The following is a 20,014-nucleotide window of genomic DNA, read 5'->3' as shown; positions in this document are numbered from 1 at the left end:
AGTAAGGTCATAAGAAGAGGGTTGGCCTTGAACGCTATTACATCACGTTCAAGTCCAACCCCTTTAACCTTCCTATTCATGGTCTTCAACCTATAACCGCATTACCCTGCAGCTTATAGGGCAATCAGTTCCGCCATAAGTTATAAATGCGCCTGTTTGTCAAGCTTCATGCCTTTCCAGACCGATACGGAGATGATCCACGCCGCGAGGAATAAGACGACAAGCATATAGCCCAGATAATTGAAATTCAGCTGATTGACCCAGGTAACAAATCCGGATTTCCAGTTAAGCCGCTCACTAAGCACTTGAATCAGCTCAACGGCGCCAATTAAAAAAGCTGCGACGACGGAAACCGAAGTGACAGATACATTGTAATACAGCTTGCGCAGCGGTGTAGTGAACGCCCATTTGTAAGCTGTTGTCATGAACATGCCGTCAGCGGTATCCATTAAGCTCATGCCTGCTGCGAACAGGATCGGAAGCGACAGGATGCCGAAGACGGAAATGGAGCTGTGTGCCGCAGTGGCTGATATCGCAAGCAGTCCGATTTCGGTAGCTGTATCGAATCCAAGTCCGAATAGAAATCCAAGCGGATAGACATGCCAGCTTTTGCCGATGAAACGGGATAAAGGATTGATCAGCCGGGCTATCAATCCGCGGGAATTCAGGAGCTTCTCCAGGTTATCCGCAGTTTCCTCTCCTACGCGCACCTTGCGGAAAACTTTAAATAGCTGTACAAGTACGATGAGATTAAAAATTCCAATGAGAATAAGGAAGCTTCCTGATACCGCTGTACCGATAACGCCGCCGATCTCTTCCATCTGCGGCATTTTCTCCTGCAGCCATTGAATGGATAGGGCTATGGCCAGCACCATAATAAAAACAACCGAGGAATGACCAAGTGAGAAATAAAATCCGACTCCGAAGGCGTTTTTTTTCTGCTCGATCAGCTTGCGCACGGTATTGTCGATAGCGGCGATATGATCGGCGTCAAAAGCATGCCTTAACCCGAGTGTATAAGCTAATAAGCCTAAGCTCCAAAAGGTTGGGTTCGATCCTGCAACCGATATTAAGCCTGCTACCCCGACAAGATGCAAAGCAACGACCACAATCATATAGCCGATCCAGCTGCGCCGGCTTTCCATCATTTTTCGAAACATTCCAATCCCTCTTTTCTATGTATGTTCATGAGCGGTGCCTGAATCATGCCCATCCATATGGGTAACGGAGAGCTCCGCATACAGAACCCCCTTCAGCACATGAAAATGATTCGTAAGCTCGCGCAATCGATGAATTTGTCCGCGGACAACGATAATCTCCAAACATTGATCATGATTCAAGTGAATATGCATCGTAGAAATGATATCATGATGATAGTTATGCTGAAGCTCCATAAGAGTAAGAGGGAGCTCTCTCATATGATGGTCGTAGACCAGGACGATCGTCCCGGCAACAGGCTGTGCGGCATTCATGAGACTGGGCTCAAGCAATGAACGCCGGATTAAATCGCGAATGGCTTCTGAACGATTCGTATAACCCTGCTGGGTGATCCGTTGATCGAACTGATTTACCAAATCTTCCGGCATGGAGACGCCAAATCGGGTCAAAGCTTCTTTATTAGCCATACTGCCTCCCTTGAAAGGTGAATCGTGTTACTCATGTCATAAAACATAACACATAATTGCTGGTTTGAAAAGCGTATTTCTTTCAGTCTTGGAGCGATGCACAAATTCCATTTACCTATTCGTATAAATAAGGTATCCTTGTCCATGGCTGGAATCGTAAATAAAGCATAGGTTTAGCATAGAATCGGGGTATTCAACTATGAAGAAGTTCAAGAAGTTTTATATTGAGATAACAAGCATTTGTAATTTGGCCTGCACCTTTTGTCCGCCAACCAAACGGGAATCGCAGTTCATTACTATAGATGATTTTACGAAGAGACTGGATGAGATCAAACCTCATACCGACTATATTTATTTGCATGTAAAGGGAGAGCCTCTGCTTCATCCCAAAATCGATCAGCTGCTTGATCTGAGCCATGAGCGCGGCTTCAAGGTGAATATTACGACAAATGGAACACTCATCGTGAAGAATAAATCCAAGCTGCTCGGCAGGCCCGCCCTAAGGCAGATGAATTTTTCCCTGCACAGCTTTGACGGTCATGTGGGCTCAACGAATAAAGAGGCCTATATAACGACCATTCTTACTTTCATCAAAGAGGCGCTGGCGTCGACGAATATTCTGTTTTCGCTTCGATTATGGAATTTGGACACCGACAACAAGACCAATGCAGAGAAGAACCGGAACCGCCAAGTGCTGGAGATTATTGAACGCGAATTTAATCTGGACTATCAGATCGAAGAGAAATTCGTTCGGGGCAGCGGACTCAAAATTGCAGATCGCGTTTATTTAAATCAGGATCATGAATTTGAATGGCCGGATCTGAATGCAGAAGAGGATGACGGGAAGGGCTTCTGCCATGGGCTTCGCAATCAGGCGGCGATTCTGTCGAATGGAACGGTTGTTCCCTGCTGCTTAGACGGAGAAGGCATTATTAACTTGGGCAACATCAACCAGCAGCCTTTCTCTGAAATTATTGAAGGAGAACGTGCCAATAAGCTCTATGATGGCTTCTCCAGAAGAGAAGCAGTTGAGGAGCTATGCCGCAAATGCGGGTACCGCAAACGTTTCGGCGCTTAATCTGGACGAAGAAGGAGCCCTTGGATGCGGCTTCTTTTTTATGTTTTTTCAAGCTTGCCGCACTAATAAAAGGTCACTTCGTACAATTATCTGAAAATTCATGTAATTCATGATTCGACCGGCCTCTCCGCGTTTAATAACGAGTACGGCAAACCAAAAGGGCAGCCGAAAATAAATGAAGAAAGCGGTGAATGCGATGACAGTCCATTATACGTTAGACTGCTACAACATCAAGATACTAGTGAAACAGGTGGAGGAAAACGGCGGACGCTATGATGTCAACATTCAAAGCAACCATAATCCGCTCAGTTTTGGCAATACTTTATTTTCGGCTACCACAGAGGAGCATGCCAAACGCGTAGCCAATCAGCTGTGTACCTTCTATTCCATGGCAAGGGTTAACGGATATTTCCTGGAAGGCAAATTCTTCAGAAGGCCAAACAGTGAAGAGATCTCTGCGGAGGATGTGCTGATGCAGGAGAGAAGCAAGGAAGAAATGCATGCTTTGCTGCAGGAAGTTTAATGAAGCATATCCAATAGATGAATCGATAACGGGGCCGCTTATGCAGGTCCTGTTTTTATTTGTTTGGAGAAAGTGAAATATGGAAAGGTAATCCAGCTTCTGTGCCGAATAGTTTAATTAAATGTAAACGATTTCTTAAATAAAGTCAGAAAGGAGCTAAGATGCATGAAAATGGATGAAGAAAGATACGAGACAATCAGACAGATTGCGCTCGCCCTCCCAGGTGTGGAAGAAGGCAGGTATTTCAGCACACCTGCCTTCCGCGTCCGGGGTAAAGTGTTTGCACGCATTCGTGAGGATGGAGAAACGATGGCGCTCAAGGTTGATTTTGAGACAAGAGATATTCTCATGCAGGTCGACCGGGATACCTTTTTTATTACAGACCACTACTTGGAATACCCCTCCGTGCTGATGCGGGTATCTAATGTGGAGCCGGATGAAATGCGGGAGCATCTCGAGCGGTCTTGGCGATACTGTGCATCGAAGCGTCTTATTGCGGAATACAATCAAAGCAATAAACAGCAATAAAGAGCTCATGCCTCATGGAAGCCTTCTCGAAAATGTCTTCAGCGTTTCTTTGCCGGAGACGATCAGCCGCTTCAATAAATAAGGATTTTGACCGGAAGTTGTAAGTCCATCATCGAATGTAAAGGCAAAGTCATAGCCGCTTCCCTGCACCAAATCCATTGTGGTCTGACTGCGGTGACCGTAAGGATAGGCAAATGCGAATGCATTTGTTTTGACAATACGTTCAATAATAAGTTTGGATCCGGCAATTTCTTGCTGCTGATTGGCCTTCGACTGCAGCGGTAGATGGGGGTGAGTCCGCGAATGCGGCATGATATCCCACCCAGCCTTCCCAAGCTCCTTAATTTGGGTCCAGCTCATATAGGGCTTACTGTTTACCCAGTCGGTGATCACGAACAGAGCTGCTGTGAAGCCGTATTTCTGTAAGATAGGGAAAGCCTTGTCATAATTGTTTCTGTAGCCGTCGTCGAATGTAAGAAGAACTAGTTTATCCGGGGCGGGCTTCCCTTGTTTCAAATAAGTGTCGAACTGCTTCAGGTTGATGGAATGATACCCGTGCGAATGGAGATACTCTATTTGAAGCTTGAATTGCTCTGTATTCACTGCATACTCACTGCCTGCTTGGTCCGTAATCGAATGATAAGTAAGAACAGGAATCGTAAATTCTTCCGATAAGGGAGAAGGAGCTGCCTGGATTTCGGTATAGGCGAATTCATCTTCGAGTGAGAAGATTGCAAAATAACCGATATACAACGCGGTCAGCAGCATTAGTAATTTCCTTATCCTCATGAAAAATCTCTCCGATGCTAGATTACCTATAATATAAAGCTGTACATTATTATAGAGGGTAACCCGCTCAAAAAGAAACAGGAAATATTACATCGAATTCTGAACCTTGACCTATACGGCTTCGAACCGAGATTTCTCCGCCATGAGCTTCTACAATAGATTGTGAGATGGAGAGACCAAGACCCGCACCGCCGTATTTGCGACCTCTTGAAAGATCACTCCGGTAGAATCGCTCGAACAGCCTTGATAGATGCTCCTCATGAATGCCTACACCGTTATCCCGAATCGAAAGCTTAATCCGCGAACCTTCAAGAATCAAACGAATCATGATGCTGCCCTCTATAGGATCGGTATGCTGCACTGCGTTTTGAAACAAATTGAGAATGACCTGCTTGATCTTGTCGGAGTCGTAACTGCCCCGAATTTCCTCTGTTAAGACGTAACGGACCTCGCGATCGCCCGCCAGCATGCGAAGCTGAGGCTGCATTTCCCGGATGAGCGATGTCAACGAGACATCTGCGAGATGGAGCTGTGGATCCTGATCGAATTTCGCCAGAACGAGCAGGTCCTCAACGAGCTTATTAATCCGTTTGGATTCACCATGCATGCTGGTTAAGGCGCTGTTAAGCTGTTCCGGTTTCGAGGCTGCCCCGCGCAGAAGCACTTCAAGAAAGCCGTGAATGGAGGTTAAAGGTGTACGAAGCTCATGGGAGGCATCTGCAATAAACTGCCTCATGCGTTCTTTTGCCTGTTTCTCCGCTTCGAAGGAGGTCTCGAGACGTCCAAGCATCCCGTTGAAGGAACGGGATAAACGATCGATTTCCTGTTGGCCTTGATTTTGCGGCAGCCGCTCGTCGAGCTTGCCCGAATCGATTTGCTCTACTGTGCTGATCATCCGGGAGAGCGGGATCAGCGTGCGCTTCAGCACGGGCACATAAAGGAATAAACCGCCCGCCAGTGCTAACAAGGATAGAAAAATAAAGGTGAGCAGCTGCTGCATTAAAGTTTTGGTAATGGGGGCTGTATCCGAGCCCATCTGAATATAGCCTTCGGAGCTTGGGTTGTTCGGCAAACCAAGCGGACTTGCAATGACCAGCTGCTCCGTACCGTTGGCGTCCCGGACAAGCTTATAGCCTGGCGTTCTGTCTCTGCCCCGATTATAGTTGTCGCCGACAAGCGCCTGCAGCTCCTCATTGCTCAGCTTCGGAGCCGCAATCCCATTGTCTGCCCCTGCATCGGTTACAGTGCCGTCTTGATTAACAATAGCAATGGAGGTGCCCGGCATTAAGAATAAGGGGCGGTTAGGGCGTTTATCATCTCTGTCCGCCGCCGAATCATGATGCCGATCATTGAAATTAACCAACAACTCCTTAGGCAGCGTCATGATTTGAGCTTGCATGGACTCGGCTTTGCTCCGGTAGAGGAGATCTTTGGTAAGCAGAAATTGCAGGACACCGATAAGCATCAGCAGCGCAGCCAGAATGAATAATGATCTGGTTAAGAGCTGGGAGCGGAGCGAGCGGGAAGCCGTCCATGTATGGAAGCGCCGTTTGAATTGGGCGATCATAGCAGATCCATCCTATAGCCGGCGCCTCTGAGCGTGCGGATAAGGCGGTGTTCCTTGTCGCTCAGCTTATCTCGAAGCGATCGGATGTACACTTCCACGATATTTTCCTCCCCGCCAAAATCATAACCCCATACACGATCCAAAATCATCGTTTTGCTCAACACAATTCCATGATTCAGCACCATGAACTTAAGCAGCTCATATTCGGTTGGAGATAAGGCGAGCGGCTCTTGCTGATACTTAATTTCCTTCCTCCGGTCATCGATGCTGAAGGGTCCATGGACTACTTCACCAAGCAAATCAGGGAATTGATTGCGCAGCCGTGCCCCGATTCGAGCCAGAAGTTCATCGAAGCTGAACGGCTTAACCAAGTAATCATCGGCGCCCAGAGTCAAGCCCTTGACACGGTCCCTGACTTCATCCTTGGCGGTCAGCATAATGACAGCGGTATGGTCGGCTGTTTCTTTGATTCGTTTGCATACCTCGAATCCATCCATCTCCGGCATCATCACATCCAGGATGACGACATGGGGATTGAACTTCTCAACCGTCTCCAAGGCGGCAAGACCGTCATGCGAGGTCTTGACCTCGTACCCTTCGTTCATTAAGCCCATCTCCAGAAATTGCAAAATATGCGGTTCATCGTCCACGAGTAATATTTTGACCCCTTTAATTGTCTTCATCTATAAACCTCCTGATTATGGCTTAGTTCAAGCTAAGCATGTACGTATAAAAAACGGCTCTGATTCTTACATCTATTATCGCTCCGCTTGCTGAATATTGTCTGAATGGGCATTCAGCGAACATTCAGCGGCCCTTCATACAGACTTCAGTTACGGCGTCCACAATGAAAGCAAGCCGAGGGGGAAGGTTACCGGGATCATGATCCTTCGGCAAGAACAATTAGAAATGAGCGAAACCGTCGTTCAAGGAGTGAATCTTACTTATGAAAATCACATCAAAATTCCGATTGGATATCCCGCTTTCAATCATCGTCTTACTGGCAGTTTTCCTGAACGGCTATGAAATTTGGAACGATCAATACGTGAATACCTACTACACTACAACAGTTGCAAGTATGCTGCAAAACTTCCACAACTTTTTCTTTGCTTCATTAGATTCGGCGGGCTTCGTAACGGTGGATAAGCCGCCGCTCACCTTCTGGATACAAACGGTCTTCGCTTCTATCTTTGGTCTTCACGGCTGGAGCGTCATACTCCCTCAAGCCTTGTCAGGCGTAGGTTCTGTCATTCTTCTCTATACGCTGATTAAACCGTCCTTCGGTCTGACAGCAGCACGGCTTAGTGCTTTAGTCATGGCGACAACGCCGGTTGTGGCATCGGTAAGCCGTACCAATAATATCGACAGCATGCTCGTTTTTACTTTACTGATTGCGACATGGCTGCTTTTTAGAGGCATCAAGAACAATCGCGTATGGAGCCTGATCGGAGCATTCGCCATGATCGGGGTCGCCTTCAATATGAAGATGATGCAGGCTTATATGGTTCTGCCTGCCTTCTACTTATTTACATGGATGGCTTGGAAAATCAATTGGAAAAAGAAAGTCAGCATCGTTGCCGGTGCAAGTGCGCTTATGCTCCTGATCTCCATGTCCTGGGCATTGGTCGTCGACTCGATCCCGGCAAGCAGCCGGCCCTATATAGGCAGCAGCGAGACGAACTCCGTCATGGAGCTTGCGTTTGGCTACAACGGAATTTCGCGCCTCACCGGTGAGCAGGGCGGTGGCGGTGGAGCTCCCGGCGGCGGGGGAATGCGCGGTGATGATGGCGGTAATATGCGAGGCAATGGTTTTGGCGGTCAAGGTGAGCAGGCCGGTCAGTCAGATGGTGATGGTGCGGTTCAGCCAACGCAGCAAGGTCAAACCGATAGCGGTGGATTACAAGGTCAAGTCGATGACGGCTTTGCATCAGATTCTTCCGCACAGCAAGACCAAACCGGCAGTAATGGTACGCAGGGGCAAAATGGCGGCGGAGTCGGCGGAGGTGAAGACGGCGGCTTCGGTCAAGGTCAGCCGCCCGGAGGCGGCGGATTTGGCGGCGGCAGCGGCGGGAGGTTCGGAACGGGTGAGGCAGGACCGCTCCGTTTGTTCCAATCCGGATTATCGGGTCAAGCAAGCTGGCTCATTCCGTTCGCAGCATTTGCCTGTGTAGGATTGTTTGCCAACCTGCGCAGACGACATTTTACTCAGCAGCACAAAGAAAGCTTGTTCTGGCTCGCATGGCTCGTTCCGGTGATGGGATTCTTCAGCGTAGCAGGATTCTTCCATCAATATTATCTGATCATGCTGGCTGCACCCATCGCTGCTCTGGTTGGAGCAGGCTGGAAGGAGCTGGCCAAGCAATATCATGAAACATCCGGATGGATGGCTTGGTTATTGCCAGCCGCAATCCCGATTACAGCCATCTTCGAGCTGTACATTATGCGTCCTTACGATGATACGATCGGTGTCCTGTGGTCCATCTTCGTGTTGGCAGGCAGCTTGTCTACCGCACTTCTGCTCATTGTGTTGAAACGAACGGAGCGGGTTGCCCGTCCGGCAGCCTTGATTGGACTGATGGTGCTGCTCGTTGGGCCGCTCTACTGGGCCGCAACACCAATCACCTATGGACAGAACAGCATGCTTCCTCAAGCAGGACCAAGCAGCACGAATGGCGGCGGTGGAATGGGTGGAAACATGGCTGCTGTCGGGAACGGTGGAATGGGTGGAAACATGGCCGCTGGCGGGAACGGCGGCAATATGGATGGAGGCATGGCCGCGCCTCGCGGTGGCGGGGAATCCTCGACCTTGAATACGGCGGCGCTGCAATATTTGAAGGCTCATAATACGGGCGAAACGTACTTGTTTGCGACAACAAGCTACACGACAGCAGCTCCATATATCATTGAATCCGGCGAGAATGTCATCATTATGGGCGGCTTCTCCGGGTCAGACCCTGTTCTTTCGCTGGATGAAGTGAAGGAGCTTATTACATCAGGCAAGCTGAAATATTTCATGGTGTCATCCGGAGGCGGCGGTCGAGGCGGAAGCTCCGAGGTGCTGCAGTGGATCCAAGATAATGGCACAGAAATACCATCTTCCGAATGGCAGCAGTCAAATACAAATGCAGATCAAACAGCTGCGGATTCAGTGAATGAGGATTCGAATTCATTCCGCGGCGGCCGCGGCGGAGAGACGCTTTATGAAGTTGCGTTAAAATAACTGATGCTTCCGAAACTAGCTGAGCCAGCTCACAGGAAGCAGCAAAGAAAGTATCCCTAAAAACTTAGTCAATGCTTCCGAAGAGAGTTTTTAGCTCACAGGAAGCAGTAAAGTAAGTATCCCTAAAAACTTTTAGGAGGCGAATAGCATGAAGAACAAAAACCGCTATTCCGTTATTATTCCGATGTATAACGAGGAAGCCGTCATCCAGGATACCTATCGAAGATTGAAGACCGTCATGAGTAAGACGGGAGAAGCTTACGAGCTTCTCTTCGTCAACGACGGCAGCAAGGACCGCAGTGCGGAAATCATTCGCGAGTGCAGCTATTGGGATCCAACCGTTAAACTCATTGATTTCTCCCGTAACTTTGGTCATCAGATTGCAATTACAGCCGGCATGGATTATGCAGCGGGCGACGCGATCATTATTATAGATGCTGATCTGCAGGACCCTCCGGAGCTTATTCTGGACATGATTGCCAAATGGCAGGACGGCTTCGAGGTTGTTTATGCGAAACGAACAAAACGCAGCGGGGAGTCCAGATTCAAGAAATGGTCTGCAAGCTTGTTTTACCGGGTACTTAAAGCGTCAACCGAAGTGCCGATTCCCGTGGATACTGGCGATTTTCGCTTAATGGACCGGCGTGTGGTGGATGAATTGAAACGGCTTCCCGAGAATAACCGCTTTGTGCGAGGCCTGGTAAGCTGGGTAGGATTTCGTCAAACCGCATTGGAATACGAGCGGGATGAGCGTCTTGCGGGCGAGACCAAATATCCTCTGAAACGAATGATCAAGCTGTGCATCGACGGCATTACCTCCTTCTCGTATAAGCCGCTCAAGCTTGCAGGTTACCTGGGTGCGATGCTGTCCGGATCAGGATTTCTCTACTTCATCTATGTGCTTTATTTGGCCTTATTTACGGATGCGACCATCAAAGGCTGGCCTTCGATGATCGGAGTCATGCTGATCTTTAATGGATTCGTTCTCCTTATGCTAGGTGTGCTCGGAGAGTATGTAGGGCGGATCTATGACGAGACGAAAGGGAGACCGCTATATATTGTCCGCGAAAGCTATGGAACGGCAAGTCCGATTCAAGATCGGACTGCCATGCAGCAGGTCAGACATTATGAATGATGCGCATGAAATGGATTCGGTTGCAGACCGGCGCAAATTTATTGGCTTTGTCATTCTGCTTCTCATGTGCGCAGGTGTCGTAAGGTTCCTGCTTGCAGAAGAATATACGGGCTTTATATCTGACCAGGGCTTATTCGTACAATGGATGGAATCGGTTCGGGAATATGGACTTGGCGGCGCCTTCGCTGCCAATGGCAATATTAATTATCCGCCGTTGTTTCTATGGGTGATGGGATTGTACGGGGATTTGCTTCATGCACTCGGTATCTCGACATATGCAGGTGCGATTTCGTTCAAATTTTTGCTGATTCTCATCGATCTGGCAGCGGTCGTGCTTGCAGTGTGGCTTACAGCAGGGATTAGCAATTACAACTGGCGGTCTTTCATTCTTGTACTCTTCGCTTTAAATCCAGCGCTCATGACAGATAGCGCGGTATGGGGACAAGTCGATATGCTGCATAGTATGCTGATGCTGCTTGCCATGATGTGGCTGTCCAACCGCCCTTTCATGAGCGGTGTCATATTTGCATTGGCGCTGCTTACTAAGTTTCAAGCCATTACCGTACTGCCGGTCATCGGGATCTGGCTTCTCATTGTGCTCGTAAAAGAACGGAACTTCCGTCCGCTTCTCATGTGGACGATAGGCTTCATTACGCCTTGGATGGCGGCGCTAAGCTACTTTGGAGCAGCGGGAAGCTTAGGTATAATGATCAGCCAAGCTTATACAGATGCGGTCGGCTTCTATATATCCGTGACAATGAATGCAATGAATATATGGTTCTATATTATAGGGATTGCCCCCGGTACAAATGATACGGAAATACTGGCAGCAGGCGTTACGATGCGAAATTTCGGATTTGGATTGCTGTTCATCTCGGTGATCGGGATCTGCCTGTATGTCTATCGTTCGCGGGAAGAAAGCACAGCTGTCCTTCTGAAAGCCTCAGCGGCATTATGTCTGGCTTTCTTCATGCTTCCTACGGAAATCCATGAACGTTACAGCATTCCTGCGCTTGTTTTTACCGTATTCGTCCTGCTGAAGGATAAAAGGTGGGTGCTTCCCGCCGGCTTGCTGACATTGACTGTGATGATGAACTTAATCATCGTTTTAGATAATAACGTAACGGCTGGAACCGGGGTTTGGATCGCCATTGTGAATGTATTCGTTCTGATCTGGATGCACCGATTGCTATGGATGGGAGCCGGAAGCGGGATAGCAGAGTCACTTCCATCCCTGCCAGCTCTGACAAATGAAGCGGGTGAATTGTAATGCAGCGCAAATTCAACTTTAATCTCTTACCATTGCTTAAGTTCGGCTCTGTCGGCGTCATCAACACGCTGGTTGATCTCGCCGTCTTTACTTTATTGAGTTCATTTGACGTCTATGCCGTTTTGGCACAGGTTATTTCCTACAGCAGCGGCATGATGAACAGCTATTACATGAACCGGAGCTGGACGTTCCGTAAGGAGAAGAGAGCGCCGGGTCAGGCTTTGCGGTTCACAGCAGTGAACCTGGCCGCTTTGGCTGTTACCACCGTGCTCCTGCTGATCCTGCATGCGTATACCCCATTATCGCTTTTCATTTGCAAGCTTATTGCAACGCTGTTCAGCGTCGGCATGAATTATATCGGCAGTCGGTATTGGGCATTCGCGAATCAGTCTTCTTCAATTCAAAAAACGCTTCAGGAGTGATCTTCCTATGACTATACGCAAAGCTGTTATTCCTGCTGCCGGACTTGGCACCAGATTCGTTCCGGCGACAAAAGCGCAGCCCAATCTGGTTGTCAGTAGCCTCAATCAATTAACGAATATACTTGTTAGCGGCAACAGACTATTTTGAAATTGTCCTACTCGAAATGCTGGGGAAATGGGCTTATGGAATAAAAAAAGAAAGGGCTGCCCACCGGCAGCCCTTCAAATATTGCAAGCCACACGATAGGTTACCGCAATTACGAGGCTGGCCTCTTACTTTTAAGAGATACTTGCCAGATGCTCCTCGAGACGATCCATGGTCTGTTCGGCTCCTGGGACGGCATATGTTTTCACCTTATCAAATACAGCGGTATTTTCTTCAAAAACAGTGCTATAAATGAGTTTGGTCGTACCATCCAGGTCCTCAAAGATTGCTGTCGCCAGAAAATGGGGAAACACATCATGTTTGATGACGATCCGCTCGGGTTTAACGACCTCGACAAAGACGTTGGTGTTGGGATAATCAACGCCATCAGGACCGTGCATGACAAACTGCCATGTACCGCCCGCTTTCATATCAAAATTCTGAAAAGTCGTTGTAAAACCTCGAGGTCCCCACCATTTCGACAGGTGCTCCTCTTTCGTCCAAGCATCGAACACAAGATCGCGTGGAGTATCAAATACGCGGGTGATCACAATCTCGCGTTCACCTACTTGCGTTGCGATTTTGTTGAAACCTATATCACTAAGTATGCGAGGATGTTTGGAAGCTTGCGGCTGGCTTAGCTCCAATCGGTTTGCAATCTCTTTCGCAACTTTCATTGCCCGTCCAGAACGTCGCCGAGCTTGTCCAAGAATAGTTTCGTTCCGTGTTCCCGCTGTTCGGGCGTATCATGGCCGTCCAGAAAAACACCCTGCTCTGTGTAGACCAACCGTGTGCCGCCGCCCTCTGGTTTGAACTCTACCGTCGTCACGGAGACGGATAACCGCGTTTCATCCATGTCCAGCGTGTACGAGTAGACAATGCGTCTATCCGGAACGATCTCCTGATAGCAGGCGTCGAAAGTGAAGACCGGGCCTCCCGGCGGACCTCCACGGTTGTACTCTCGTCCTCCTACGCGGAAATCGAACTCGTTGGCTTTCGGGAACCAGACGGCTTTGGCGGCCTGGCCCGCCCAAGCGGCGAATACTCGGGCAGTCGAATGCTTATAGTTCCTTTCGATGACGAAAGTGGAATGTTTGGCAGATGGTTCATTCATGGTCGAATCCTCCTTGGCCGGGTTCTCCCGGATGTTCGTCTAAATATGCGCCGAGTTGGTCGAGGTGGAGATTCCAGCTCGACTTCCTCTCGTCAAAATACTTCTCATGATTCATCCTCATTGTCCGCATGATTTTAGTGAAATTTTCAACTGTCAACGGTTCGTTTCTGTGCATCCGGCTTGATACATTCTCGAGCTCGTGCAAAAGCTTCTGTTGCATATGAATGTTTTCTTTCAGCCGGGCTATTTGAAGGGATACAGTGTCTAAACAGGCTGAGCTGATCACCAGCCATAACGGCTTTAATTTGCTCCAGAGACAGCCCTAGCTCCTTCAAGGATAGAATTTGCTGCAGACGCGAAATGTCCGTTTCCGTATAGAGCCTGTATCCGGAATTAGAATGACCGGATGGCGAAAACAAACCGATTTGATCGTAAAATCGTAAAGTGCGAATCGTTAGTCCCGCTAATTTCGCAAGTTCTCCGACTTTCCACTCTCGTTGCATGATCATCCCCTTTCTCGGCGCCAGCTGGTTACCGGTATATTCACTATACACCGTTACGTAACGTAAGGGTCAAGTCATTACCGCATCACTTTCTTTGTAGTATTCGCCGGCAGCCCCTAATCCTTCTTGCAGTGTCATAGCTTCGCTTGTTATGCGAGATCGTTGTCTCAACCAGCCTCAAACATGTTTCTGCAAGTAGGGGGTGAACAGTTTAGCGCACGGGATCATGGTCCCACGGGCAGTAATCACTTATCAGTCAAGCATACATATTTCCACGATTTATGCCCAGACTAAGCAAAAAAATGGTCGGGTGAAAATTGTGAAAATTAGGTTAGGTATAATTTATGTTGTACTTATTGGATGTTTTTTGTCTTTTGAACCAGAGGTTTTCGCACAACCAAGTCCAAGGTTAGTCGTAACCGAAAATGCATTGTTACAACAATTGAAACCAGTAATTATCTCATCGCTGAAAGAAATATTTAAAGAAGAATACTCTCAATTTAACTGTGAAAAAATACTTTCTATAAACGAGCGTGTGACCTTTAATAATAATAAAGAAAAAGCAAAACCAGTCGATGCAATACATGGTGAACAGTATTTTGAAATTAAGATTACTTTGTGCAGACCAGATGGACATACTGTGGAGATGGATTTAAGGAACGACACCGCAAATTCTCAATATTATCTTGTCGGATATAAAATTCATTAACAGCTACCAGTGGAGAAGGAGCTTTTCATGCAGATAGCTCCTTTTTTTGTTGCAAAGTAATGGCAGTGATGTTGAAAATCACGGTCGGTACTTACTGTTTTGGCCCCTACAGAAGCCCTAAAGGGATTGGACGGGAAACTATTTTGGGTTATGGTAATATATATCAGAATAAAAAGAGGTGATTGTCATGAAGTTTGAATATACTGTCTTAAAAAAGCAGGATGATATATACGGTGTTAGATACTATTTAGATGAAAGGGATCACCTTCCAAAATACAACGATATCTCCCTCATAAGAGTTTTAAATATTCTTGGAGATCAAGGATGGGAACTGGTAGTCAAAGAATGCCAAAGTACATATATTCTTAAACGGCAGTTGAAATAACAAATCCTTTTGAGGTTCACTACCGGCATTGTTATAGAAGTTTATGGATGCCACCATACAAGGAACATTTTAGGACTGATCCGAGAGTCAGGTCTCAAAATCAATAAGGTGGAAAGCTACTGGCATAACAGAGTTCATCTTATTTGGGCGAACCCGAGGCGGTAACTCAATTATTATTGCAGTAACGGAGAACGATAGACCCGTATCATGAGGGCTGCCAGTTGGCAGCCCTTCGTGTGGCTATGGGCAGAAGAGTTGATTAACGTTTCCCATGGAAGGGGAGAGGAATTGTGAACTCAAGGAAGGATTACAAAGAATTGCGCAAGACTTTTGACCAAGCCGCAGACCTATATCAGCAGGCGCGTCCGGACTACCCGGAAGAATTGTTCGATGATCTAATCCATGTGGCAAATTTGAAACCTAGTGATCATTTGTTGGAAGTCGGTTGTGCTACAGGAAAGGCTACTCTCCCGTTAGCCAGGCGTGGATTTTCGATCACATGCGTGGAACTTGGCGCGGCGCTTGCTTCAGTTGCACGTCGAAACCTTGTCGGAATGGACGTGGAGGTTATCGCGGGGCGCTTTGAAGACTGGCGGCCTGAGCCGGGAAAAGGTTATGATTTGGTATTCGCCGCAACCGCTTGGAACTGGGTCGATCCTGAGGTTCGGTACATCAAGGCATGGCAGGTCCTTCGTCCTGGCGGACATCTGGCCTTCTGGAATGCAGCCCACGTTTTTCCCGATGGTGGCGACCCATTCTTCCGTGAGATTCAAAGCGTTTACGATGAGATAGGCGAGGGTAATTCGGAGGGCACCCCGCGACCAGGGGAACTGCACGAGCAAAGAGAAGAGATTGAGAAAAGCGGCCTGTTCGAGGTTGTACACACACGGCACTTCGATTGGGAACGCATTTATCACGTTGATGAGTACGTTAAACTCCTCCATACATTCTCCGGCCACATACTCATGGAGGAATGGAAACGAGACTTGCTCTACAACGAGATCCGGGTTCGCTTAAATAGACGCCCAGAAAAGTCGGTTCGCCGCCACTGGGGCGCTGTTCTCCATGTCGCCCGCCGAAAAGATTGACAGCAGGAAGAATGGCATCTCATTTATGACACAGGTAGTCCCTTGTTCAGCTAACTGGCAGTTATGTGCAGTAAAAGTCGGATGGGATTTTCTAACGCCTCAAGTTTATGGAAGGCAGGACTGGGTTGGCGTTTTCGAGAACGTGGAAAATGCTCAAAACGACCCTGCCGGCACCTATAAATACGGCGGATGGCAATGGGCGGATGCAGGCAGCCCTTATTCGACGAACATCACCGCAAACGATGGCTATGTAATTGCCTATATTGTATGGAACTATGGAACGAAATCCTATCAAGCGGTTGCCATATCTGCACCTTATTAATAATCGATTACAAAAAACAGGAATATGCGTCCTTCGGGATCGCATTTTCCTGTTTTTTTGGTTCTCTTAACCAATGGGCCCGGACTACTGAGGGTATAGTATGACGGATTTGCATGTCGTTCCATGAATTCTTGAATGCCTTCTGTTGAGTCTTCTTCCCCTTTAATTTGTGAAAAGCATCATTTACTATGGTATTAATAATAGTCTCTCATGAAAGGATGGCTTGGGATGATTACAAAAGAATGTCTTATCAATGAAATTCAATATATGATTGAAGAATACATCCACGAGCTATCTTCCCCTTTTGATTCCTTCTTGGAGGAGCATATTTTAGCATCAACTTTTTACATGATCCATGAGGGATCAAAAGTAGTGGGTTACTATGCTATTCACAATAACGAACTTCTTACCCAATTCTACATCAGTCGCCCCTACCAAATGTACTCGCAGAAGATGTTTAGCCAAGTGCTTGAAAGTAATACAGTGAACTCTCTTTTCATTCCGACCTGCGATGAACTATTTGTAAGCCTGGCAGTAGATAAGGACTTCACGATCAACAAACAAGCTTACTTTTTCCAAGACAATCAAGACATAATTGAGAGTAATGTTTCAGGTGATGAATCATTTCGCCCTGCTAATTTAGAAGATCTGCAACAAATACAACAAATATGTGGAGATTTTCTTGACCAATACGAACGTCGGATTGATTGTGGAGAGCTCTTCACCTACTATAGGGGCGCTGTGTTGCTTGGAATCGGAGTAGTTGAGAAGTCTAAGATGTTCAAAGGATTAGCAAGCATAGGTATGTTAACTAATGAGGCATATAGAAGGCAAGGAATTGGGAGAGTCATAATTTTACAATTAAGGAAATGGTGTGCTGAGCAGGGTATTAAGCCTGTAAGTGGATGTTGGTACTATAACGAAGCTTCTAAGAGGACTCTGGAGAGTGCGGGTATGGTCACGAGAACCAGACTATTGAGAGTCAAAGTAACTTAAGAATGACTGATTTATAAGCAGGGTAAGCGGATTGCCGGACGGCTTGAAGGCACTTGAGCTGGAAGGCAGCCGTTATGACATTGGCGATAAATTCGGGAACATCAAGGCGATCTTGGAGATCGGTCTTCAGCGGGAAGAGCTCGGCAGGGTGCTTGTATTTAAGAGGGTTGTTGGATAGCCGGACGCATTCGCATGATTCGTAATTCAGTAAAAAAGCTGGTACAATAATATAATTGTAAGTAACAATCATTTGTTCCAGCGGCATTCATAAAGCTGCAATTCAGAGGTATCAGAAGGAGACCCGAACATGACTGCGGATAACAACGTTCACTCATCTAGCATGAGCTTCCGGCAGGAACACAGTAGAAAACGAACACTCATTGTGACTGCGGTGGAAGCCGAGCGGGAAGCTGTTCTGAGAGGGCTTGGAGGCCAGAAGGATGTCGATGTTCTCGCGGGAGGGGTCGGCCCCATTGCTGTGGCGGCGAAGACGGCAGCAGCATTAGCGGCAGCCAATTACAGCTTAGTCATCAGTGCCGGTATTGGAGGCGGGTTCGCCGGACAAGCCGAGGTCGGCTCTGTTGTTGTAGCGACTGAGAGTGTTTCAGCGGACCTTGGTGTAGAAACAGCTGATGCTTTTCTGAGCTTCGAGGAGCTCGGATTCGGCACGACACGCTTTCAAGTTAACACCGGCCTGGTACAATCGTTAACAGCGGCGCTTAAAGCAGCTGGGCTGACGGTTGCAAGCGGTCCGATATTGACGGTCTCGACGGCTACAGGAACTGCAGAGCACGCGGCTGCTCTGGCAGCCCGCGTTCCGGGAGCTGCGGTTGAAGCTATGGAGGGTTATGGCGTAGCTTCGGCTGCACATAACTTGGGTATTCCATTTATTGAAATTCGTACAATTTCGAATCAAGTCGGTCCAAGAGACCGCGATGCGTGGCGAATTGGAGATGCGCTGAAGGCACTCCAGTCGGCAAGCACAGTTATAGCGGAGGTGCTTATATGAGAATCGCTTTCTCTCCGTGTCCTAATGACACATTTATCTTTCACGCGCTGGTGCATGGATTAATCCCTGGTGCGCCGAAGCTTGATGTCACTTATGCAGATATTGATATTACGAACAAATGGGCTGCCGGCGAGTCCGGCTCCGAGGTGCCCGAGGTCATGAAAATCTCGTATGCGGCTCTGCCGTGGGCAGCATCCGATTATGCGCTGCTGCCATGCGGAGGAGCGCTTGGAAGAGGCTGCGGGCCGCTGGTGCTCACGCAGAATAATTCCGATAGCAGCACCGATCTATCGGCTTTGGCCGGGAAGCGGGTAGCGGTGCCAAGCGAGAAGTCGACAGCGTATCTGCTGTTTCGGCTATGGGCGGCTCAGCAGGTGCCGGGCGGGGTGGGTGAGATCGTAATTATGCCTTTCCACGAAATCATGCCGGCGGTACGAGACGGATTGGTTGATGCCGGATTAGTTATCCATGAGGCGCGATTTACCTATCATACTTACGGTCTGCATCTATTGAAGGATCTAGGCAGCTGGTGGGAGGAAGATACAGGCCTGCCGATACCGCTTGGGGCAATCATAGCGAAACGTTCGCTCGATCTCGATCAGATCTCGAAGTGGATTAAGGCATCGGTTGAATATGCTTGGGCACATCCTGAAGCATCCCAAGCCTATGTGATGAATCATGCACAAGAGCTTTCTCCCGAGGTTGCCGCAGCACATATCGATTTGTACGTGAACGAGTTCTCAGCGAACCTTGGATCGGACGGTTATGCTGCGATTGAAGCACTGCTTGGACGAGCGGCGAAGGAAGGCTTGGTGCCCGAGATCGATTGGGCGTCTTTGCGGCTAGCGACAAACGAAGCGCGATAATAAAAGACGATAGACCGGGAGCCGAAGCTGGCTGCCGGTCTATTGCCGTATCTATATCTGCACCGGGGCTGCCTGGGTATAGGTGGAGGTTGTCTTGACATTTAGTCCCGAATTGAAGCACTATGTTCATATAACGAACACGAGAGGAATTTATTCATGGCCCATACGAATATGATGAAGCAAATGATCGACGTCATGTCTAGAAGCGGCTGGCGAATTACAGAGCAGCGCCGCATGCTGGCTGAAATTTTTGCGAAGACGGATGGATACATGTCCCCGAAGGACGTGTACGACCAAATGACGGTTTCATATCCGAGCGTCAGCTTCGATACGGTTTACCGGAATTTGCGTCTGCTCAGCGAGATGGGGGCGCTGGAACAGTTTTATTTTATGGACGGCGGCTTAAAATTCAAGGGAAGCTGTCTGAACCATCATCATCATCATCTGATTTGCATTAACTGTGAGAAAACACTGACCTTCGAATATTGCCCCATGGAGCAGCAGCTGAATTTACCGGGCAATTTTAAAATAACGAATCACCGCTTTGAGGTATATGGTCTATGCGAGAACTGCCAGAAAGAACCAGCGGCTGTAATTGATTGAGATAGGATAGCTATCAAGCCTGCGGATGAAAAGGTCTGCGGCTTTTTTTGAGGCCACTGAAGAACTTAAGCTTTTCCAGTGACCCAAGTTATATTTAAAGAAAAGCGACACTTACCC

The 20,014-nt window shown here is 48.0% G+C and carries 23 protein-coding genes and 2 pseudogenes; 17 read left to right on the top strand and 8 right to left on the bottom strand.

Annotation, left to right across the window (positions count from 1 at the left end; all coding sequences use genetic code 11):
- Positions 1-140: 140 nt before the first annotated feature.
- Together ACFPYJ_RS23505 and nikR are read right to left on the bottom strand one after the other, a co-directional pair.
- A complete protein-coding gene (locus tag ACFPYJ_RS23505) occupies positions 141-1,160 on the bottom strand; it encodes a HoxN/HupN/NixA family nickel/cobalt transporter (protein ID WP_379190663.1) in 1,020 nt (339 codons plus the stop codon).
- 15 nt (positions 1,161-1,175) lie between these two features.
- On the bottom strand, positions 1,176-1,625 hold the full coding sequence (gene nikR, locus ACFPYJ_RS23500; RefSeq protein ID WP_379190662.1) for a nickel-responsive transcriptional regulator NikR: 450 nt from the start codon (positions 1,623-1,625) through the stop codon (positions 1,176-1,178).
- Between the two features lie 199 nt (positions 1,626-1,824).
- Between nikR and ACFPYJ_RS23495 the strand changes: the two genes are divergently transcribed.
- From ACFPYJ_RS23495 to ACFPYJ_RS23485, 3 genes are all read left to right on the top strand, one after another.
- Positions 1,825-2,703, top strand: coding sequence for a radical SAM/SPASM domain-containing protein (locus tag ACFPYJ_RS23495; RefSeq protein ID WP_379190661.1), 879 nt, complete (start codon positions 1,825-1,827; stop codon positions 2,701-2,703).
- A gap of 175 nt (positions 2,704-2,878) precedes the next feature.
- Positions 2,879-3,226, top strand: coding sequence for a hypothetical protein (locus tag ACFPYJ_RS23490; RefSeq protein ID WP_379190660.1), 348 nt, complete (start codon positions 2,879-2,881; stop codon positions 3,224-3,226).
- A gap of 165 nt (positions 3,227-3,391) precedes the next feature.
- Complete coding sequence (locus ACFPYJ_RS23485) at positions 3,392-3,754, top strand: MmcQ/YjbR family DNA-binding protein (protein WP_379190659.1); 363 nt, start codon at positions 3,392-3,394, stop codon at positions 3,752-3,754.
- A 12-nt stretch (positions 3,755-3,766) separates the two neighbouring features.
- Here the strand turns inward: ACFPYJ_RS23485 and ACFPYJ_RS23480 are convergent, their stop codons facing one another.
- The 3 genes from ACFPYJ_RS23480 to ACFPYJ_RS23470 form a co-directional block, all read right to left on the bottom strand.
- Positions 3,767-4,543: a polysaccharide deacetylase family protein gene (locus tag ACFPYJ_RS23480; protein WP_379190658.1), complete on the bottom strand. Its 777-nt coding sequence runs from the start codon at positions 4,541-4,543 to the stop codon at positions 3,767-3,769.
- A 67-nt stretch (positions 4,544-4,610) separates the two neighbouring features.
- Positions 4,611-6,110, bottom strand: a complete 1,500-nt coding sequence (locus tag ACFPYJ_RS23475) for a sensor histidine kinase (protein WP_379190657.1) — start codon at positions 6,108-6,110, stop codon at positions 4,611-4,613.
- Positions 6,107-6,793 (bottom strand): response regulator transcription factor, encoded by a 687-nt coding sequence (locus ACFPYJ_RS23470; protein ID WP_379190656.1) that lies wholly within the window; start codon positions 6,791-6,793, stop codon positions 6,107-6,109. The genes ACFPYJ_RS23475 and ACFPYJ_RS23470 overlap by 4 nt, the downstream gene beginning before the upstream one ends.
- A gap of 263 nt (positions 6,794-7,056) precedes the next feature.
- On the opposite strand from ACFPYJ_RS23470, the gene ACFPYJ_RS23465 reads away from it, so the two are divergent.
- From ACFPYJ_RS23465 to ACFPYJ_RS23445, 5 genes and pseudogenes are all read left to right on the top strand, one after another.
- Entirely contained in the window at positions 7,057-9,330 is a 2,274-nt protein-coding gene (locus tag ACFPYJ_RS23465; protein WP_379190655.1) for a glycosyltransferase family 39 protein, read from the top strand.
- Between the two features lie 148 nt (positions 9,331-9,478).
- Positions 9,479-10,465, top strand: a complete 987-nt coding sequence (locus tag ACFPYJ_RS23460) for a glycosyltransferase family 2 protein (RefSeq protein ID WP_379190654.1) — start codon at positions 9,479-9,481, stop codon at positions 10,463-10,465.
- Entirely contained in the window at positions 10,458-11,735 is a 1,278-nt protein-coding gene (locus tag ACFPYJ_RS23455; protein WP_379190653.1) for a hypothetical protein, read from the top strand. The genes ACFPYJ_RS23460 and ACFPYJ_RS23455 overlap by 8 nt, the downstream gene beginning before the upstream one ends.
- The gene (locus ACFPYJ_RS23450) at positions 11,735-12,157 is read left to right on the top strand and encodes a GtrA family protein (protein ID WP_379190652.1); all 423 of its coding nucleotides are present in this window, start codon (positions 11,735-11,737) and stop codon (positions 12,155-12,157) included. The genes ACFPYJ_RS23455 and ACFPYJ_RS23450 overlap by 1 nt, the downstream gene beginning before the upstream one ends.
- 7 nt (positions 12,158-12,164) lie before the next feature.
- A pseudogene (locus ACFPYJ_RS23445) lies at positions 12,165-12,233 on the top strand (UTP--glucose-1-phosphate uridylyltransferase); the annotation flags it as partial.
- Positions 12,234-12,436: 203 nt separating this feature from the next.
- Here ACFPYJ_RS23445 and ACFPYJ_RS23440 read toward each other — a convergent pair.
- The 3 genes and pseudogenes from ACFPYJ_RS23440 to ACFPYJ_RS23430 form a co-directional block, all read right to left on the bottom strand.
- The gene (locus ACFPYJ_RS23440; protein WP_379190651.1) at positions 12,437-12,979 is read right to left on the bottom strand and encodes an SRPBCC domain-containing protein; all 543 of its coding nucleotides are present in this window, start codon (positions 12,977-12,979) and stop codon (positions 12,437-12,439) included.
- Positions 12,976-13,416 (bottom strand): SRPBCC family protein, encoded by a 441-nt coding sequence (locus ACFPYJ_RS23435; RefSeq protein WP_379190650.1) that lies wholly within the window; start codon positions 13,414-13,416, stop codon positions 12,976-12,978. Before ACFPYJ_RS23435 ends, ACFPYJ_RS23440 begins: the two co-directional genes overlap by 4 nt.
- Positions 13,409-13,919: pseudogene (locus ACFPYJ_RS23430) on the bottom strand (MerR family transcriptional regulator). The gene ACFPYJ_RS23435 and the pseudogene ACFPYJ_RS23430 overlap by 8 nt, the downstream one beginning before the upstream one ends.
- A gap of 319 nt (positions 13,920-14,238) precedes the next feature.
- On the opposite strand from ACFPYJ_RS23430, the gene ACFPYJ_RS23425 reads away from it, so the two are divergent.
- The 9 genes from ACFPYJ_RS23425 to ACFPYJ_RS23385 all read left to right on the top strand — a co-directional run bounded on the left by ACFPYJ_RS23425 (position 14,239) and on the right by ACFPYJ_RS23385 (position 19,897).
- Positions 14,239-14,628 carry a hypothetical protein gene (locus tag ACFPYJ_RS23425; RefSeq protein ID WP_379190649.1) on the top strand — a complete coding sequence of 130 codons (390 nt, stop codon included), beginning with the start codon at positions 14,239-14,241 and terminating at the stop codon, positions 14,626-14,628.
- 187 nt (positions 14,629-14,815) lie between these two features.
- Positions 14,816-15,013 (top strand): hypothetical protein, encoded by a 198-nt coding sequence (locus ACFPYJ_RS23420; protein ID WP_379190648.1) that lies wholly within the window; start codon positions 14,816-14,818, stop codon positions 15,011-15,013.
- A 290-nt stretch (positions 15,014-15,303) separates the two neighbouring features.
- Positions 15,304-16,101: a class I SAM-dependent methyltransferase gene (locus ACFPYJ_RS23415; protein WP_379190647.1), complete on the top strand. Its 798-nt coding sequence runs from the start codon at positions 15,304-15,306 to the stop codon at positions 16,099-16,101.
- 25 nt (positions 16,102-16,126) lie between these two features.
- Entirely contained in the window at positions 16,127-16,423 is a 297-nt protein-coding gene (locus ACFPYJ_RS23410; protein ID WP_379190646.1) for a hypothetical protein, read from the top strand.
- A gap of 228 nt (positions 16,424-16,651) precedes the next feature.
- Positions 16,652-17,419, top strand: a complete 768-nt coding sequence (locus tag ACFPYJ_RS23405) for a GNAT family N-acetyltransferase (protein WP_379190645.1) — start codon at positions 16,652-16,654, stop codon at positions 17,417-17,419.
- A 31-nt stretch (positions 17,420-17,450) separates the two neighbouring features.
- Positions 17,451-17,597 carry a hypothetical protein gene (locus ACFPYJ_RS23400; protein ID WP_379190681.1) on the top strand — a complete coding sequence of 49 codons (147 nt, stop codon included), beginning with the start codon at positions 17,451-17,453 and terminating at the stop codon, positions 17,595-17,597.
- Positions 17,598-17,726: 129 nt separating this feature from the next.
- Positions 17,727-18,428, top strand: a complete 702-nt coding sequence (locus ACFPYJ_RS23395) for a futalosine hydrolase (protein WP_379190644.1) — start codon at positions 17,727-17,729, stop codon at positions 18,426-18,428.
- A complete protein-coding gene (locus ACFPYJ_RS23390; RefSeq protein ID WP_379190643.1) occupies positions 18,425-19,294 on the top strand; it encodes a 1,4-dihydroxy-6-naphthoate synthase in 870 nt (289 codons plus the stop codon). Before ACFPYJ_RS23395 ends, ACFPYJ_RS23390 begins: the two co-directional genes overlap by 4 nt.
- Before the next feature lie 156 nt (positions 19,295-19,450).
- Positions 19,451-19,897 (top strand): Fur family transcriptional regulator, encoded by a 447-nt coding sequence (locus tag ACFPYJ_RS23385; RefSeq protein ID WP_379190642.1) that lies wholly within the window; start codon positions 19,451-19,453, stop codon positions 19,895-19,897.
- Positions 19,898-20,014 lie beyond the last annotated feature (117 nt).

This window comes from Paenibacillus solisilvae (assembly GCF_042656405.1).
Lineage (GTDB): Bacteria > Bacillota > Bacilli > Paenibacillales > Paenibacillaceae > Paenibacillus_Z > Paenibacillus_Z solisilvae.
This window is presented reverse-complemented; position numbering and strand designations above follow the sequence as displayed.

Coding starts and splice junctions, on each gene's coding strand:
- ACFPYJ_RS23390 (WP_379190643.1), top strand. CDS start 18,425: ATGAGAATCGCTTTCTCTCCGTGTCCTAATGACACATTTATCTTTCAC.
- ACFPYJ_RS23450 (WP_379190652.1), top strand. CDS start 11,735: ATGCAGCGCAAATTCAACTTTAATCTCTTACCATTGCTTAAGTTCGGC.
- ACFPYJ_RS23410 (WP_379190646.1), top strand. CDS start 16,127: ATGACACAGGTAGTCCCTTGTTCAGCTAACTGGCAGTTATGTGCAGTA.
- ACFPYJ_RS23440 (WP_379190651.1), bottom strand. CDS start 12,979: ATGAAAGTTGCGAAAGAGATTGCAAACCGATTGGAGCTAAGCCAGCCG.
- ACFPYJ_RS23505 (WP_379190663.1), bottom strand. CDS start 1,160: ATGTTTCGAAAAATGATGGAAAGCCGGCGCAGCTGGATCGGCTATATG.
- ACFPYJ_RS23420 (WP_379190648.1), top strand. CDS start 14,816: ATGAAGTTTGAATATACTGTCTTAAAAAAGCAGGATGATATATACGGT.
- ACFPYJ_RS23455 (WP_379190653.1), top strand. CDS start 10,458: ATGAATGATGCGCATGAAATGGATTCGGTTGCAGACCGGCGCAAATTT.
- ACFPYJ_RS23405 (WP_379190645.1), top strand. CDS start 16,652: ATGATTACAAAAGAATGTCTTATCAATGAAATTCAATATATGATTGAA.
- ACFPYJ_RS23385 (WP_379190642.1), top strand. CDS start 19,451: ATGGCCCATACGAATATGATGAAGCAAATGATCGACGTCATGTCTAGA.
- ACFPYJ_RS23480 (WP_379190658.1), bottom strand. CDS start 4,543: ATGAGGATAAGGAAATTACTAATGCTGCTGACCGCGTTGTATATCGGT.
- ACFPYJ_RS23460 (WP_379190654.1), top strand. CDS start 9,479: ATGAAGAACAAAAACCGCTATTCCGTTATTATTCCGATGTATAACGAG.
- ACFPYJ_RS23495 (WP_379190661.1), top strand. CDS start 1,825: ATGAAGAAGTTCAAGAAGTTTTATATTGAGATAACAAGCATTTGTAAT.
- ACFPYJ_RS23395 (WP_379190644.1), top strand. CDS start 17,727: ATGACTGCGGATAACAACGTTCACTCATCTAGCATGAGCTTCCGGCAG.
- ACFPYJ_RS23490 (WP_379190660.1), top strand. CDS start 2,879: ATGAAGAAAGCGGTGAATGCGATGACAGTCCATTATACGTTAGACTGC.
- ACFPYJ_RS23470 (WP_379190656.1), bottom strand. CDS start 6,793: ATGAAGACAATTAAAGGGGTCAAAATATTACTCGTGGACGATGAACCG.
- ACFPYJ_RS23465 (WP_379190655.1), top strand. CDS start 7,057: ATGAAAATCACATCAAAATTCCGATTGGATATCCCGCTTTCAATCATC.
- ACFPYJ_RS23475 (WP_379190657.1), bottom strand. CDS start 6,110: ATGATCGCCCAATTCAAACGGCGCTTCCATACATGGACGGCTTCCCGC.
- nikR (WP_379190662.1), bottom strand. CDS start 1,625: ATGGCTAATAAAGAAGCTTTGACCCGATTTGGCGTCTCCATGCCGGAA.
- ACFPYJ_RS23485 (WP_379190659.1), top strand. CDS start 3,392: ATGAAAATGGATGAAGAAAGATACGAGACAATCAGACAGATTGCGCTC.
- ACFPYJ_RS23435 (WP_379190650.1), bottom strand. CDS start 13,416: ATGAATGAACCATCTGCCAAACATTCCACTTTCGTCATCGAAAGGAAC.